The organism is Glycomyces tenuis DSM 44171, from assembly GCF_000427885.1.
Taxonomy (GTDB): Bacteria; Actinomycetota; Actinomycetes; order Mycobacteriales; family Micromonosporaceae; genus Glycomyces; species Glycomyces tenuis.
The window spans coordinates 225,783-241,529 of record NZ_ATYW01000004.1; the positions used below are offsets into that span (position 1 = coordinate 225,783).

Below are 15,747 nucleotides of genomic sequence, written 5' to 3' on the forward strand. Positions count from 1 at the left end.
ACGAGCGAAGGCACAGGGTAGCTACCGCCTACCGAAGCGACGCGCGATCTTGCGAGTCCGGTGAACTCGGGGGGCTGAAGTGAAGGTTCTGGGTGTCAACGCGGTCTTCCACGACTCATCGGCGGCCCTGGTCGTCGACGGGATGATCGTCGCCGCGGCCGAGGAGGAGCGGTTCAGCCGCCGCAAGCACGGCAAACGGCCCGTCCCGTTCGCCGCCTGGGAACTGCCCGACCAGGCCATGGCCTGGTGCCTGGCCGAAGGCGGCGTGGACGTCGGCGAGCTCGACGCGGTGGCCTACGCCTACGACCCCGACGCGGTCGACCACGAAGGCCAGGGCCTCGACCCGCAGTGGGAGCCGCTGCGCACCACCTACGCCAGGCGGGCGCCGCTGTTCCTGAGCACCGCCCTGCCCGGCCTCGACGCGTCCAAAGTGGTGTTCGTGCGGCACCACGTGGCGCACGCCGCCTCGGCGGCGCTGGCCGCCCCGTTCGCGGCCGCCGCCTCCGACTGCGCCGTCATCGTCGCCGACGGCCGTGGCGAATGCGCCTCCCACCTCACCGGGCAGTACATCGACGGCAAGCTCGTCGAACTGGCCTCCCAAGGGCTCCCGCACTCCCTCGGCCTGCTCTACGAGGACGTCACCGCGCACCTTGGATTCGCCCGATCCAGCGACGAATACAAGGTCATGGCCCTCGCCTCCTACGGGACGCCGCGCTTCGAGCCCGAGCTGTCCGAGGCCGTCCACGCCACCGGCGACGGCGGATTCCGCACCGAGCCGATCGACTGGGACCGCTTCGCGCCGCGCCGCGAGCCCGACGCCGAACCGACCGCCGCCCACGCCGACCTCGCCGCGAGCGTGCAGCGCCGCGTCGAGGAGGTCCTGCTCGACCTGGCCCGCTGGACGCACCGGCGCACCGGCGCCTCCAATCTCGCCCTCGCAGGCGGCGTCGCCCTCAACTGCGTCGCCAACACCCGCCTGCACGACGAGGGCCCCTTCGAACGCATCTGGGTCCAGCCCGCCGCCGGCGACGCCGGCACCGCCCTGGGCGCCGCCCTCCACATCGCCGCCGAACTGGGCGACGATCCCGAGCCGATGCGCACCGCCGCGCTCGGACGCGGCTGGAGCGACGAGGCGATCGAGGCCGAGCTCACCCGCGCCGGCTTGCTCTACGAACGCCCCGACGACCTCGCCGACGTCGTCGCCGCCGCCCTGGCGGCCGACGAGATCGTCGGCTGGTTCCAAGGCCGCGCCGAATACGGGCCCCGCGCCCTCGGCCAGCGATCCCTGCTCGCCCACCCCGGCCGCGAGGAGAACCTCGAACGGCTCAACGCCGTCAAAGGCCGCGAGTCGTTCCGCCCGATCGCCCCGATGGTGCTCGCCGAGCGGGCGCCGGAGGTCTTCGCGCGCGGCCCGATCCCCTCGCCGTACATGCTGTTCGTCCACGACGTCGACCCGGCCTGGCAAGGCCGCCTGCCCGCGGTCACCCACGTCGACGGGACCGCCCGCATCCAGACCGTCGACCGCGCCGACCACCCGCTGCTGGCCGCGATGCTCGCCGGCTTCGAACGCCGCACCGGCCTGCCCGCCGTGGTCAACACCAGCTTCAACACCGCCGGCCGGCCCATGGTCGACCACCCGAGGGACGCCCTCGAATGCCTCGGCTCGGCGCCGATCGACCTGCTCGCCATCGGCCCGTTCACCGTGAGGCGCCGATGAGCACCGTCACCGTCGTCGTGCCCACGGTCGTGAGGCCGAGCCTGCGCACGCTGCTGCTCGCCCTGGCCGCCGCCGAGGGCCCCGCACCCCGGCGGGTGATCGTCGTCGACGACCGGCCCCGGCCAGCGCCGCTCGACCTGCCGGACCTCCCCTTCCCCTGCGAGGTCATGCGATCCCACGGCCGCGGCCCGGCCGCGGCCCGCAACGTCGGCTGGCGGGCCGCCGACACCGAATGGGCGGCCTTCCTCGACGACGACGTCATCCCCTCCTCCACCTGGCTCGCCGACCTCGAAGCCGACCTCGCGCCGCTCGGCGACGACGACGCCGCCTCCCAGGGCCGCATCGAGGTGCCCCTTCCCGGCGACAGAAGGGCCACCGACGCCGAACGCGGCACCGCCGCGCTCGCCGAGTCCCGCTGGATCACCGCCGACATGGCCTACCGGCGGGAGGTCCTCCAGGCCGTCTCCGGTTTCGACGAGCGCTTCACCCGCGCCTTCCGCGAGGACTCCGACCTGGCGCTGCGGGTCGTGGACGCCGGCTGGCGCCTCGGCCTCGGCGCGCGCCTCTCCCGCCACCCGGCGCGAGACCGAGGCTTCCTCGCGAGCGTCCGCGACCAGATCGGCAACGCCGACAACGCCCTCATGCGGGCCAAGCACGGCTACACCTGGCGCCAGCGCGCCGGCGAGAGGCCCGCCAGATTCCTCAGCCACCTCGCGACCACCGCGCTCGGCACCGCCGCGGCCCTCGGGGCGCTGCGAGGCCGCCGATGGGCCCCGGCCGCCGCCGCGGCATGGGGCGTCCAGACCGCCCGCTTCGCCGCGAACCGCATGGCCCCCGGCCCGCGCACCCCCGCCGAGCTCGCCGACATGGCGCTCTCCAGCGCCCTCATCCCGCCCGTGGCGACCTTCTGGAGCGCGGTCGGCGCCCTGCGGCACCGGCCCGCGCCGCGGCCCGACGCGGTCCTGTTCGACCGCGACGACACGCTCATCGCCGACGGCCCCTACCTCTCCGACGCCGAGAAGGTCCGGCCCATGCCCGGCGCCGAGATCGCCATGCGGCGCCTGCGGGCCGCCCAGGTCCTCGTCGGCGTCGTCACCAACCAGTCCGGCATCGCCAAAGGCCTCATCACCCACGCCGAGCTGAGCGAGGTCAACCGCCGCGTCGACGAACTCCTCGGGCCCTTCGGCGTGTGGAAGGTCTGCCCGCACACCGCCGAGGACGGCTGCCGGTGCCGCAAGCCCGCGCCCGGCATGATCGCCGCCGCCGCCGCGAAGCTCGGCGCCCGCCCCGAACAGTGCGTCATGATCGGCGACACCGGCGCCGACGTCACCGCCGCCCTCGCCGCCGGCGCGCGGGCGATCCTGGTGCCCACCGACGCCACACGGCCGAGCGAGACCGCCATGGCCCGCCGCCGCGCCACCGTCGCCGCCGACCTGTGCGAGGCGGTCAACCTGGCGTTGGGGGACATCGCATGAGCGGCCGCGTCCTCATCGTCAGGCAGGACAGCATCGGCGACGTCCTGCTCGCCGGTCCGTGCGTGCGGGCCGTCGCCGCCTCCGGCGCCTCGGTCACCGTCCTCGCCGGACCGCGGGGGGCCGCCGCCGCGGCGCTCCTGCCGGGCACCGAGGACACCCTCACCTGGTGCGCGCCGTGGATCGACCCCGAACCGCCGCCGGTCACCGGCGACGACATCGACGCGATCCGCGGCGACATCGCGCGCCGCCGCTTCGACGCCGCGCTCATCCTCACCTCCTTCCACCAGTCGCCGCTGCCGACGGCGATGCTGCTGCGCCTCGCGGGCCTCCCGTGGATCGGCGCGATCAGCGAGGACTACCCCGGCGCCCTGCTCGACCTGCGCCACCGCGTCCCCGGCGCCCTCCCCGAAGCCGAACGCGCGCTCAGCCTCGCGGGCGCGGCCGGGTACCGCCTGCCCGAAGGCGACGACGGCCGCCTGGCCCTCACCGAGCCGCTGCCCGACACCGGCCACCTCGGCCTGCCCGAGCGCTACATCGTCGTCCACCCCGGCGCCTCGGCCCCCGCGCGGCGCATGTCCGTGCCGCGCCTGGCCGCCGCCGTCGACGCGCTCTGCGACGCCGGGCACCCGGTCGTCGTCACCGGATCGGGCCCCGAGCGGCCCCTCACCGCCGCCGTCGCGCACGGCCGCGCCACCGACCTCGGCGGACTGACCACACTGGATGTCCTTGCCGCCGTCATCGCCCGCGCCGACGCCGTCGTCGCCCCCAACACCGGCGCCGCCCACCTCGCGGCCGCCGTCGCCACCCCCGTGGTCAGCCTCTTCGCGCCCGTCGTCCCGGCGGAGCAGTGGCGGCCCTACCGGGTGCCGCACGTGCTCCTCGGCGACCAGCACGCCCCGTGCCGCGGCACCCGGGCCCGGCACTGCCCCGTCACCCGGCACCCGTGCCTCGAGACGGTGGCGCCCCAGACCGTCCTCGCGGCCGCCGAATCGCTCATGGCCGCCCCGGTCGAAACCTGAGCACCGCCCGACGACGAAGAGAGGAAGGGACAACATGACCGACACGTGCAACGCCGAGCAGCACTGGCGCCGACTCGGCGCCGCCATGGAGCAGCTCCAGGCCGAAGCGCCGCGCGTCCGGCGCTGGGGCCGGCACCTCGCGCGGACCCTCTCCGACGGCGGGCGGCTCCTCGCCTGCGGCAACGGCGGCTCCGCCGCCGAAGCACAGCACCTGACCGGCGAACTGGTCGGCCGCTTCCACGCCGACCGGCCGCCGTTCTCGGCGATCGCGCTGCACGCCGACACCTCGGCGGCCACCGCGATCCTCAACGACTACGGCGAACACGAGTACTTCGCCAGGCAGGTCCGCGCGCACGGGCGGCCCGGCGACATCCTCATCGCCCTGTCCACCAGCGGCACCAGCCACAACGTCATCACCGCCGCCAAGGCCGCCCTCCAAGAGGGGCTGATGGTCTGGGGGATGACCGGGCCCGCCCCGAACCCGCTGGCCACCCTCGCCGACGAGGCCATCGCCGTCGACGCCGCGACCACCGCCACCGTCCAGGAGGCGCACCTGGCGATCGTCCACGCCCTGTGCGCCGCCTTCGACGACGCGATCGGCGCCGGCTCGGGAGGCGCGACATGAAGCGGCTCGTGATCGTCGGCGACGCCTTCCTCGACATCGACGTCCACGGGCGCTCCGAGCGGCTCTGCCCCGAAGCGCCCGTGCCCGTCGTGGACGCCGCCGAAGAGGTCCGCCGCCCCGGCGCCGCCGGACTGGCCGCCCTGCTCGCCGCCCGCGACTCCCCGCGCACCAGCCTCGTCACCGCGCTCGCCGACGACCGGGCCGGACGGCGGCTGCGCGAACTGCTCGAGCCGCACGTCGACCTCGTCGCCATGCCGCTCCAGGGCGCCACCGTCCGCAAGATCCGCATCCGCGTCGGCAACCAGCTCATCACCCGCGTCGACCACGGCGACGGCCGCGCCCCCACCGGCGAGCTCGACGACGCCGCCGCCATGACGCTCGCCCGCGCCGACGCCGTCCTCGTCGCCGACTACGGCCGCGGCGTCGCCGAACACACCGGCCTGCGCCGCCTCCTGGCCGAACTGGCGCCCGCCGTCCCGATCGTGTGGGACCCCCACCCCGCGGGGCCGCCGCCCGTGCGCGGTCTGCGGCTCGTGACGCCCAACCAGGCCGAGGCCGAACGGCTCGCGCCCGGCACCGCCGACCACCGCCGGCTCGCCGAGCACCTGCGGAGCGTCTTCGCCAGCGACGCCGTCGCCGTCACCCGCGGCGCCCAGGGCGCCACCCTGGCGACCGCGACGCAGACCACCCGGATCCCCCCGCCCGACGACGCCGCCGTCGCCGCCGAGCGGTGGATCGACACCTGCGGCGCCGGCGACCAGTTCAGCGCCGCCGCCGCGAACGCCCTGCTGACCGGCGGCGACACCCACCGCGCCGTCACCGCCGCCGTCGAAGCCGCCTCGCGCTTCGTCGCCGCCGGCGGCGTGGCCGCCCTCCACGGCGACGGCACCGAGACCGGACCCGGCACGGGCGCCGTCGCCGCCGACGCCTTCGAACTGGCCGCCCGCATCCGGTGCGACGGCGGTACCCTCGTCGCCACCGGCGGCTGCTTCGACCTGCTGCACCCCGGCCACGTCAGCCTCCTCCGACGCGCCCGCGCCATGGGCGACGCCCTGGTCGTGTGCCTGAACTCCGACGACTCCGTCAGAGACCTCAAGGGCCCCGGCAGGCCCCTCCACACCGCCGCCGACCGGGCCAGGCTCCTCGCCGAACTCGCCGTCGTCGACGCCGTCGCCGTCTTCGACGAGCCGACCCCCGCCCGGCTCCTCGAACGGCTGCGGCCCCACATCTGGGTCAAGGGCGCCGACTACGCCGACCGGCCGATCCCCGAATCGCACACCGTGCACCGGCACGGCGGCGAAGTCGTCGTCGTCCCCACCCTCGACGGCCACTCCACGACCAAGCTCATCGCGACCATGAACGCTCGCGCCTGAACAGAACGGAGACCGAATGATGCCGGGCAACGTCCTCGTCACCGGCGGCGCCTCGGGACTCGGCGCCGCCACCGCCGCCGAGATCCTCGCCGCCGGAGGCACACCGCTGATCCTCGACCGCAAGGCGCCCGACGAGAAGGTCCCCTACCGCAAGGCCGACCTCGCCGACACCGCGGCCACCGCCGAAGCCGTCCACGAGCTCGCGACCGAGGCCGGGCGCCTCGACGCGGTCTTCACCGCCGCCGGCATCGACGCCTGCGGCGCGCTCGCCGACGTCCCCGCCGACGACTGGGAACAGGTCGTCAAGGTCAACCTGCTCGGCACCGCCGCCACCGTCCGCGCCGCCCTGCCGCACCTCGCCGAAACCCGCGGCAAGGTCGTCACCTGCGCCTCCACGCTCGGCGTCAAGGCCGTCTCCGACGCCACCGCCTACTGCGCCTCCAAATTCGGCGTCGTCGGCTTCACCAGGGCACTGGCCGCCGAGACCGCCGGCCGCATCGGCGTCACCCTCCTCGTCCCCGGCGGGATGCGCACCGGCTTCTTCGACGGCAGACCCGAGCAGTACAGGCCCGCGCCGGACGCGAAGCTCAACGACCCGCGCGACGTCGCCCGCGCCGTCCTCTTCGCCCTCGGGCAGCCGCCCGGCTCCGAGCTGCGGGAGATGGTCGTCTGCTGCTCCGAGGAGACCTCCTGGCCATGAGCGGCACCGTCCTGGTCCTGCGGGCCCTCGGCGTCGGCGACCTCCTCACCGCCGTCCCCGCGCTGCGCGCGCTGCGCAAGGAGTTCGACGGCCGACGGATCGTCCTCGCCGCGCCCGAGCCGCTGCGCGGCCTCGTCGACCTCGTCGAGGCCGTCGACCGGCTCCACCCGACGCCCGGCCTCGGCGGGCTCGAATGGCGCGCCGCGCCGCCGTCGGTGGCGGTCAACCTGCACGGCGAGGGACCCGAAAGCCTGCGCGAGCTGCTCGGCGCCGGACCATCGGCCCTCATCTCGCACCGCAACCCCGCCGTGCCGAACGTGCCCGGGGCCCCCTGGAGACCCGAACTGCACGAAGTCGACCGCTGGTGCCGCCTGCTCGAGGAGTACGGCATCCCCGCCGACCCCACCGACCTCGCGCTTCCTCCGCCGCCCGGCCCGGTGCCGCACCGCGGCGCCGTCGTCGTCCATCCCGGGGCCGCCGCGCCCGCCCGCCGCTGGCCCGCCGAGCGCTTCGCCCTGGTCGCCCGGCACCTGCGGGACGACGGCCACGACGTCGTCATCACCGGCGGTCCCGCCGAGACCGGACTCGCCCGCTCCGTGGCCGAGGCCGCCGGCGTCGAACCGGAACGGGTCCTCGCCGGCCGGACCGGACTCGGCGAACTCGCCGCCACGGTCGCCGCCGCGCGCCTGCTCCTCAGCGGCGACACCGGTGTCGCCCACCTCGCCACCGCCTTCGGCACCCCCTCGGCGGTGCTGTTCGGGCCCACCCCGCCCGCGCTGTGGGGCCCGCCGCCGGGGAGACCGCACCACGTCGCGATGTGGGCCGGACGCACCGGCGACCCGCTCGGCGACCGGCCCGACCCCGGACTGCTCGAACTCGAATCGGAAGCCGTGCTCGAACGGTGCCGCGAGCTGATCCGCCGCCACGGCCCCTGAACGCCGAAACGGCTCGGAGCGTTCGCGCCGCCGCTTACGCCCGGTGCGTCCGGGTACGCTGATGGTGATGTCCCTGCCGACCAACCCGATAACGCGACGGATCGCCCTCCTGGGCTGGTCGATCCGACGGTTCAGCCTCACGGTCGCCGCCGCCGCGCTGCTGGTCTTCGCGCTCCTCACCGGCACGCTCGTCGTCTTCTGGGTCGGCATCCCCCTCACCGTCGCCGTCATCCTCACCATCCGCGGCTGGGCCAACCTCCAGCGCCGCACCATCGGCGCGCAGCTCGGCATCGACATCCCCGAGCCGTACAAACCCCTGCCCAAGACCAGGCTCGACCAGCGGGCGCTCGCGCTCATCCGCGAGAGCGCCACCTGGAGGGACGTCTCCTGGCTCGCCATCGACGCCACCCTCGGCCTCATGGTCCACCTCGTCTACCTCGGCACCTTCGGCCTCGCCGTCTACTACCTCGTGCAGCCGCCGCTGCTGGCGACCGTCCTCGACTCCTCCCACCCGGCCGTCAACGACCTGCGCTTCTACGACTTCGACACCCCCGCCAAGACGCTGCTGCTCGTGCCGCTCGCGCTCGGCTTCGGCGCGGCCTGGTGGCGCTGGGGCGAGCTGTTCCTGCGCTGGTACGCCCACCTGGGCGCCAAACTCCTCGGCCCCACCGCGAACGCGCTGCTCACCGCCCGCGTCTCCGCGCTGCGCGAATCGCGCGACCAGACCGTCGACCACGCCGCCGCCGAACTGCGCCGCATCGAACGCGACCTCCACGACGGCGCCCAGGCCCGCATCGTCGCGCTCAGCCTGACCCTCGGCATGGCCGAGGAGATGCTCAGCGAGTCCCGGCCCGCCGAGGCCGCCAAACTCGTCGGCGAGGCCCGCGAGGCCTGCTCCGAAGCGCTCAACGACATCCGCCACCTCGCGCGCGGCATCCACCCGCCCGTCCTGGCCGACCGGGGCTTCTCGGGCGCGCTCCACGCGATGTCGCTCGACCACCCGCTGCCGGTCACCGTCGTCGACCGGCTCCGCGAGCAGCTCCCCGCCCCCGTCGAGGCGGCCGCCTACTTCGCCGCCAACGAGGTCCTCACCAACATCACCAAGCACGCCGCGGCCACGAAGGTCCGCGTCCTCGTGGGACACGTCGACGGCGAGCTGATCGTCGAGATCTACGATGACGGCCGGGGCGGTGCCACGGCCGCCCCCGGCGGAGGCCTCGACGGCGTGCGCCGGCGCCTCGCCGCCTTCGACGGCACGCTCGCCGTGGTCAGCCCCATCGGCGGACCCACGGTCGTGACGATGAAGATCCCGTGCGCGCCCAGCCCCGTCGCGGCCGGCCCGGCCGGCGCCGCCGATTGACCACGAAACCACCATAAGGGACCACCATGGACGTCGTCCTCGCCGAAGACCACTCGCTGCTGCGCGACGGACTCACCCGGATGCTCGAAGCCCACGACTGCACCGTCGTCGAGGCCGTCGACAACGGGCCCGCGCTCACCGCCGCGCTGCTGCGTCACCGGCCCGACGTCGCCGTCGTCGACATCCGGCTCCCGCCCACCTTCACCGACGAGGGCCTGCGCGCCGCCATCGAGGCCCGCCGCACCATCCCCGCCCTGCCGATCCTGGTGCTCTCCCAGTACGTCGAACAGCTGTACGCGCGCGAACTCCTCGGCGACCGCCGCGGCGGCGTCGGATACCTGCTCAAAGACCGCGTCTCGAACGTCGGCGAGTTCATCGAGGCGCTGCGGCGCGTCGCCGCCGGGGGCACCGCCATGGACCCCGAGGTGGTCGCCCGCCTGCTCGGCAAGCAGCAGAACCGGCTCGACGCGCTCACCGCCCGCGAGCAGGAGGTCTTGGGCCTCATGGCCGAGGGCCGCACCAACGCCGCGATCGCCTCGCAGCTGTACATCAGCGAGAAGGCCGTCGGCAAGCACTCCGCCAACGTCTTCCGCAAGCTCGGCCTCGGCCAGTCCGAGGACGACAACCGCCGCGTCCTGGCCGTCCTCGCCTACCTGGAGGACAACTAGGTAGGCATAAGCCCACTGCAGCAGGGGGACATAGCCGTCCGGAAAGCGGCGTTTCGACCCACTGCGCGCCGGTCCTTTCCGGACGAAGATTGAGGCATCGATCCACTCGAGGGCGGGGGCGCGCCATGGCGGTACTGACCGATACGGGGACCAAGACGGCGACGGGCCCCAAACCCGTCAAAGGCGAACCGCGCGACGCCGGGCGGCAGTCGCTGGTCTACCTCTTCCTGATCGTGCCGATGGTCGCCCTGGCGGCCGCGGTGCCGTTCGCGTGGACCACCGGCCTGCTCAGCTGGACCGACGTGATCCTCGCGGTCGTGTTCTTCGAACTGACCGGCCACGGCGTCACCATCGGCTACCACCGGCTGTTCACGCACGGCTCGTTCAAGGCGAACCGCCCGCTCAAGATCACGCTCGCGATCCTGGGCAGCATGGCCGTGCAGGGCCCGATCATCAACTGGGTGGCCGACCACCGGCGCCACCACGCGTTCTCCGACAAGGAGGGCGACCCGCACTCGCCGTGGCTGTTCGGCACCTCGGCCTGGGCGCTCACCAAGGGCTTCTGGCACGCGCACATGGGTTGGATGTTCCAGCGCGACAACACCAGCAACCAGGAGCGCTTCGCTCCCGACCTGCTCAGGGACAAGGACATCCTGGCGGTCGACAAGCTGTTCTGGCTGTGGACCATCCTGACCTTCCTCATGCCCGCCGTCCTCGGCGGCCTGATCACCATGTCCTGGACGGGCGCGCTCACCGCGTTCTTCTGGGCCGGCCTGGTCCGCGTCTCGGTGCTGCACCACACCACGTGGTCGACGAACTCGATCTGCCACATGATCGGCGAGCGGCCGTTCAAGAGCCGCGACAAGGCCGCGAACTTCTGGCCGCTGGCGCTGCTGTCCTTCGGCGAGTCCTGGCACAACTCCCACCACGCCGACCCCTCGTGCGCGCGGCACGGTGTGAAGCGCGGCCAGATCGACACCTCGGCCCGATGCATCCGCCTGTTCGAGAAGGCCGGCTGGGTCACGAACGTCAAATGGCCCACCGCCGAGCGATTGGCGAAACTCGCCAACGAATAAAGACCGCCGATCAACCACACGCCGAGCTCCTGCGTACTCGCCGCACGCCCGCGCAGACCACCGATCCGCCCCGCCGCCGCGGCCAACTCGCCGCCGCGGCGCGCGAACGGGTCGGTGACCGCCGGAGGCCGCGCCCGTCGCCGGGGACGCACCACGGCAGCTCCCGCTCTCGCGCTTCGCGGTCAGAACGGCTGCGGCGGCTTCGACGACGCGGGGCCGCCGGGGACGGCGAGCAGGATCCTCGACCCTGGCGTCCAGCTGCGGAAGCCCTTCGTGAAGGTCAGTATGAACACGGCGACCCCCGGCACGCCGACCATGCCCAGCAGGATCCCCATAAGGACCACCCAGCCGCCGCCGTCTTCGGGATCGAAGATCATGGCGAACATGAAGAGCGTCCCGAATGCCGCCGGCGGTACGATCCAGATCCGGATGAGTACTCGGACCCACGACCTGCCGCGTCGCAGTCCGTTCACGGAGACGACGGCCAGGATGAGGAACGCCGCGAGCAGGACGGCCATGAGGTACATCAACGGCAGGTACTGGTCGACGAGGTGTTCTGCCACCGTGAGCTCTTCATAGTGCGACCACTCCCTCTCCTTGCGAATCTCCTGGATGATCAGGGGGACGAGTGACAGCGGGAAGAGCGCGACGATCAGCATGGCGACCTGCGTGAAGGCCACCGCCCTCGGTTTCGTGGCCGGTCGGGGCCTTTCCACCTCGACGACCGTCCCCGGCGGTACGCCGAGTGTCGAAGCCGGAACAGGCTCGGCGTACGCGGTGCCGAATCGGACGCGGTGGACGAGGATCCACCGGCGGGCCGAGCCGGAGCACAGCAGGCCGAACAGCGGTCCGTAGAGCGCGGCCAGCACGGCACCGATCGCCAGCGTGCCGAGCGAGGACTCGGCATCGATCAACGCGATGAAGATCAGGGTCAGTGATATGAGCAGGCCGATGATCGAGCTGACCAGCGACCAGATCCAGGCCCAGCGCTTGCCGCGCGCGATGTGGATGGGGGCCAGGATCGATTGGATCGTGGTGTAGACGGCGAAGACGAGCGCGAAGATCGTCGCCGGATTCGCGGCGTCGACGACGTTGACCACTGAGTAGAGGTCGCCGAGCGCGGCGATCGCTCCGAGCGTCCACAGGATCACCTGGATGCCGGTGACCGTGCGGGGCTTGGACATCGTGGTCTCCGGCGGCGGCCCCTGCCCGGGAACCGGTTGGCCCGCAGGCGCGGCGACCGGCCCGTAGGCCCCGCCGGGCCCTGATGGCGGCCCGCCGGGTCGTGGTGTGTGCTGGAAGGGTGGGACTGTCACGATACGTCCTCGTCGTTGAGTGCTCGTATCGCGCACAGGCTACTCGACACCGGCAACAAGCGGGGTGCAGGGCTTCTCCATCCGCATCTGAGTTCGATGCCGGCGAGGTCGAGCAGTTCGAGCGGGCGGGTGCAGGGGCCGGCGGCGACGTGGTTCATCGCTTCGGGCGGGGTTTTGAGCCCCGTCCGGCCCGGCGGGCGATGGGACGACCCACCACGGCCACCGCCTCACGGCCGCCGCTGCTTCCCAAGCTCGACCAGTACGGCCGGACGGCCACTGCCCATCCCGTCGCCATCGATCCCTCATCGTCGCCGCCACGATTGGAGATCGGTCCCCGGATCGCCGCGGGAACGTCCGTGCGCGAACAAGAAGCGTCCCTTTCACCAGACGTACGCCCACCTATTGCGCTAATCCTGGAAGGACGATGCATCAGGACGCTGCGACTGCCTGCGAGGCCGTTCCTTGTGTGCGTCCGCCATCTGTCGGATCTTGTACAGTCAGCGGTAATTCCGGCCGATCACGGTTTTCGGGGGCCACATCAGATCCGCATCGCGATAATCTGAAATGCCCTCGGCGGTTGGAGACCCATGGCCTCGATCGATGAGCTCATCACCGCGATGGGCGCTGCGAAAGAACGGGTCGACCAGGTCGGCACCGGCATCGCGATAGCGCTGTCGCTCGCGGACGAATTGCGAGACGAATTCGCGAGTCTGGGCGCGACCGACAAGACCGCCGCCATCGAATCGGCCAGGCGGAAACTCGAAGACGGGCAGAGCGTCGTCGCCGTCATCGCCGAGCGGACCGAGCAACTGCTGCTGCGGGCGGCGGCGCTCCGAGCCGGCACCGGCACCTCGGTACGGGGCGGTTCCGTCCCGGCTCCCTCCACTCGGTCGACACCGCGGAGAGGCGACCGCCGCCCGCGCGGTGTCCCGCCGACGTGGACGGATTCGCCTGCCAGGAACGGCAAAGGCCGCGTGTGGCAGCGCCCGGGGGCAGAGGGCAACGCCGACATGCTCAGGCTCATGGACCCCGACGAGGACTACCCGTACGGTTACGTACGGTTCTACAATGAGCACAATCAACCCATAAGGCTCGACGGCAAACCCGGTTCACAATCCGAAACCCATATACCGGTCCGGAAAGACGGGACCTACGACGTACCGCAGGGATGGCACGATGACACAGGTTGAGTTGGACGGTCAGATCATCGCTCGGGTATCGGAGCAGTTTCCGCTCATCCTGTACACCAGCGAGAAATGGTCCATCACCGTGGAATCGGCATTGACGTTCACCGATGCGGGCGACGACACCCGCCGATTCAAAGGGGATGCGCCCGAGGACGTCACCGCATTGGGGCCGCTGCTGCAAGGTCTGACCTTTCGGGAGGCCACCGTCGAAGACGGTTCGCTCCGACTCGCCTTCACCAACGGCGCGGAATTGATCGCCCCGCCCGATCCGCACTATGAATCGTGGGGCGTCACCGGCCCCGCCGGGCAGCGCATCATCAGCATGCCCGGCGGGGAACTGGCGATATGGGCCGCCGAGGAACCCGACCGGTGATCCCGCTCACGCCATCGAGGCGAGGATCGCGGCCAGCCCTGCGGGCCGGATCAGCGGCTCCACGTGGGCGGCCTCGAGCGTGTGGACGTCGAAGCGGTTGTCCGGCGTGAGCGCGTCGGCCTCCTTGATGAACAGGTCCTGGAGCTCCACCGGCATGGACGTGTCCCGTGCCAAGCGGATGTAGGTGCGCGGGATCCGGCCCCATGTCTCGGCCTCCGCCCGGTCCTCGGGCCCTCCGGCGTCGAGGTTCTCGTCGGGTTGGAGCGAGTTCAGGAACGTCAGGAACTCGTCGTCGGTGCCGTCGGCCAGCATCGACTTCTTCAGCGCCGCGAGGTGCACCGGGTCCGCGGTGCGCCAGTTCATGCGGATGGCGCCCAGCTCGGCCGGGTTCGCCGCGAGCACGCCCATCGTCTCCCCGAGCACGCTCGGGGCGTACTCGGGCAGCTCCATGTACTCGCCGGGCGTGCGGTCCACACAGCACCACGCCGACAGGTAGACCATCCGGTCGATCAGGTCCGGGTGCGCATTGCCGAGCGCGGTGAGCGTGGTGCCGCCGCGGCTGTGCGCGAGCACGACCGCCGGCCCGTGCTCGCGGACCCGGCGGAGGAGGGCGGCCACGTGCTCGACGTTGTCGGCCAGAGTGACCCCCGCGATGCCCGACGGCGCGGCCGCGAAGGCGGCCGCGTCCTGCGGGGCCTGGTAGGCCGCCGGGACGGTCGCCTCGAAGCCGTGCCCCGGCAGGTCGACCGCGAGCGAGCGGTGCCCCAGCAGTGCGAGCTCACGTTGCAGGGGAGCCCAGGCGAAGGAGTTGCTGTTGGAGCCGTGGATGAGGACGAACGTCGGTGCCATGGCGTCATTGTCACATCCGCCCCACTCGTCTCGGACGGCTCCTCGGCCGTCATGTGAGGACCGCTCAGCATCTGCTCTCGTTCCGGGTGAGGCGGTCCCGCCGGAGCTTCCCGAACAGCAGCGCCCCGGCGAGTCCGGCGGCGGCCGCCATGGCGATCCCGCGCTGCGCGGTGCGCCGCCGGCCTCCCCAGCCGCCCGTGGCCGAGGCGTCCTCGGCGGACGGCTCGTAGAGGTTGCCGTCGGTGTCCTCCGCCGACCGCTTGCGCGACAGGTGCCGCCGGTCGACCTTCCCGGCCATGAGCCGCTCGGTCAGACCGGGGGCCCGCTTGCGCATCATCGCGAGCTGCCGCGCGCCCGTTCCGGCGAGGACCTCCCTGCGCGGCGACTTCGCCGTCTTGACGATCGCGCGCGCCACCCGCTGCGGGCTGCTCACCGGCGGCATCGGTCGCACGGCGCGCCCGGTGCGGTTGGCGGCGTGGTCGAAGATCGGCGTGTCGACGGTGGCGGGCAGCACCGTGCAGACGTGGACGCCGGGTTCGCCTTCGAGCATCAGCTCGCCGCGGAGGCTCGCGGACAGCGATCGGATCGCCGCCTTCGACATGTCGTACGCCGAGGTGTAGGGCCGGGGCGCCTCGGTGGCGATCGAGGAGACGTTGATCAGCACGCCCGAGCCCTGCTCGCGCATCCAGGGCAGGGCCGCCCGCGCGCCGTTGACGTAGCCGAACACGTTGACGTCGACGAGCCGCCGCAGGTCCTCGGGCGGCATCTCAAGGAACGGCGAGAACATCGTCACCGCCGCGTTGTTGACCCACACGTCGAGGCTGCCGAAGCGGCGCACCGCGGCGTCGGCCAGGCCGTCCACCGCGTCCGCGTCGGTCACGTCGACCTCCACCGCCGTCGCCGGGGCGTCCAGCGCCTCGCACGCGGCCACGGTGTCCTCCAGCGCCGTCTTCCGGCGGGCGGCCAGCATCAGCGAGGCCCCCTCCTTGGCGAAGGCCAGCGCCGTCGCCTTCCCGATTCCGCTGCTCGCTCCGGTGATGACCACCACGGCCCCACGTATCCGCATGTGCTTCC

General features: G+C 72.8%; 15 protein-coding genes. 12 read left to right on the top strand and 3 right to left on the bottom strand.

The features are described 5' to 3' along the window. The first annotated feature begins 79 nt into the window (after window positions 1-79). The 10 genes from YWW_RS0108165 (at window position 80) to YWW_RS0108210 (ending at window position 10,948) form a co-directional block, all read left to right on the top strand. On the top strand, window positions 80-1,717 hold the full coding sequence (locus tag YWW_RS0108165) for a carbamoyltransferase family protein (protein ID WP_026929744.1): 1,638 nt from the start codon (window positions 80-82) through the stop codon (window positions 1,715-1,717). Beyond that, entirely contained in the window at window positions 1,714-3,192 is a 1,479-nt protein-coding gene (locus YWW_RS0108170) for an HAD-IIIA family hydrolase (protein ID WP_026929745.1), read from the top strand. The genes YWW_RS0108165 and YWW_RS0108170 overlap by 4 nt, the downstream gene beginning before the upstream one ends. Next, the gene (locus YWW_RS0108175; protein ID WP_026929746.1) at window positions 3,189-4,211 is read left to right on the top strand and encodes a glycosyltransferase family 9 protein; all 1,023 of its coding nucleotides are present in this window, start codon (window positions 3,189-3,191) and stop codon (window positions 4,209-4,211) included. The genes YWW_RS0108170 and YWW_RS0108175 overlap by 4 nt, the downstream gene beginning before the upstream one ends. An 85-nt stretch (window positions 4,212-4,296) precedes the next feature. Next, window positions 4,297-4,836, top strand: a complete 540-nt coding sequence (locus tag YWW_RS0108180; protein WP_342673568.1) for a D-sedoheptulose-7-phosphate isomerase — start codon at window positions 4,297-4,299, stop codon at window positions 4,834-4,836. After that, a complete protein-coding gene (locus YWW_RS0108185; protein ID WP_026929748.1) occupies window positions 4,833-6,209 on the top strand; it encodes a PfkB family carbohydrate kinase in 1,377 nt (458 codons plus the stop codon). Before YWW_RS0108180 ends, YWW_RS0108185 begins: the two co-directional genes overlap by 4 nt. A gap of 16 nt (window positions 6,210-6,225) precedes the next feature. Beyond that, window positions 6,226-6,909, top strand: a complete 684-nt coding sequence (locus YWW_RS0108190) for an SDR family oxidoreductase (protein ID WP_026929749.1) — start codon at window positions 6,226-6,228, stop codon at window positions 6,907-6,909. Next, window positions 6,906-7,844 (top strand): glycosyltransferase family 9 protein, encoded by a 939-nt coding sequence (locus tag YWW_RS0108195; RefSeq protein WP_035696380.1) that lies wholly within the window; start codon window positions 6,906-6,908, stop codon window positions 7,842-7,844. The genes YWW_RS0108190 and YWW_RS0108195 overlap by 4 nt, the downstream gene beginning before the upstream one ends. 67 nt (window positions 7,845-7,911) lie before the next feature. Continuing rightward, window positions 7,912-9,204, top strand: a complete 1,293-nt coding sequence (locus YWW_RS29030) for a sensor histidine kinase (protein ID WP_162145925.1) — start codon at window positions 7,912-7,914, stop codon at window positions 9,202-9,204. A 26-nt stretch (window positions 9,205-9,230) separates the two neighbouring features. Next, on the top strand, window positions 9,231-9,872 hold the full coding sequence (locus YWW_RS0108205; RefSeq protein ID WP_026929751.1) for a LuxR C-terminal-related transcriptional regulator: 642 nt from the start codon (window positions 9,231-9,233) through the stop codon (window positions 9,870-9,872). 125 nt (window positions 9,873-9,997) lie between these two features. Beyond that, on the top strand, window positions 9,998-10,948 hold the full coding sequence (locus YWW_RS0108210) for an acyl-CoA desaturase (RefSeq protein ID WP_035696378.1): 951 nt from the start codon (window positions 9,998-10,000) through the stop codon (window positions 10,946-10,948). Window positions 10,949-11,130: 182 nt separating this feature from the next. Here YWW_RS0108210 and YWW_RS0108215 read toward each other — a convergent pair whose 3' ends face one another. Beyond that, on the bottom strand, window positions 11,131-12,132 hold the full coding sequence (locus YWW_RS0108215) for a hypothetical protein (protein ID WP_026929753.1): 1,002 nt from the start codon (window positions 12,130-12,132) through the stop codon (window positions 11,131-11,133). A 719-nt stretch (window positions 12,133-12,851) separates the two neighbouring features. Here YWW_RS0108215 and YWW_RS0108220 point away from each other — a divergent pair. Together YWW_RS0108220 and YWW_RS0108225 are read left to right on the top strand one after the other, a co-directional pair. Further along, window positions 12,852-13,454 (top strand): hypothetical protein, encoded by a 603-nt coding sequence (locus YWW_RS0108220; RefSeq protein ID WP_026929754.1) that lies wholly within the window; start codon window positions 12,852-12,854, stop codon window positions 13,452-13,454. 1 nt (window position 13,455) lies between these two features. Beyond that, entirely contained in the window at window positions 13,456-13,824 is a 369-nt protein-coding gene (locus tag YWW_RS0108225; protein WP_051325519.1) for a DUF6188 family protein, read from the top strand. A gap of 6 nt (window positions 13,825-13,830) precedes the next feature. Here the strand turns inward: YWW_RS0108225 and YWW_RS0108230 are convergent, their stop codons facing one another. Beyond that, complete coding sequence (locus YWW_RS0108230; RefSeq protein WP_026929756.1) at window positions 13,831-14,673, bottom strand: alpha/beta fold hydrolase; 843 nt, start codon at window positions 14,671-14,673, stop codon at window positions 13,831-13,833. Window positions 14,674-14,737: 64 nt separating this feature from the next. Next, window positions 14,738-15,739, bottom strand: coding sequence for an SDR family oxidoreductase (locus YWW_RS0108235; protein WP_026929757.1), 1,002 nt, complete (start codon window positions 15,737-15,739; stop codon window positions 14,738-14,740). Between the last annotated feature and the right edge of the window lie 8 nt (window positions 15,740-15,747).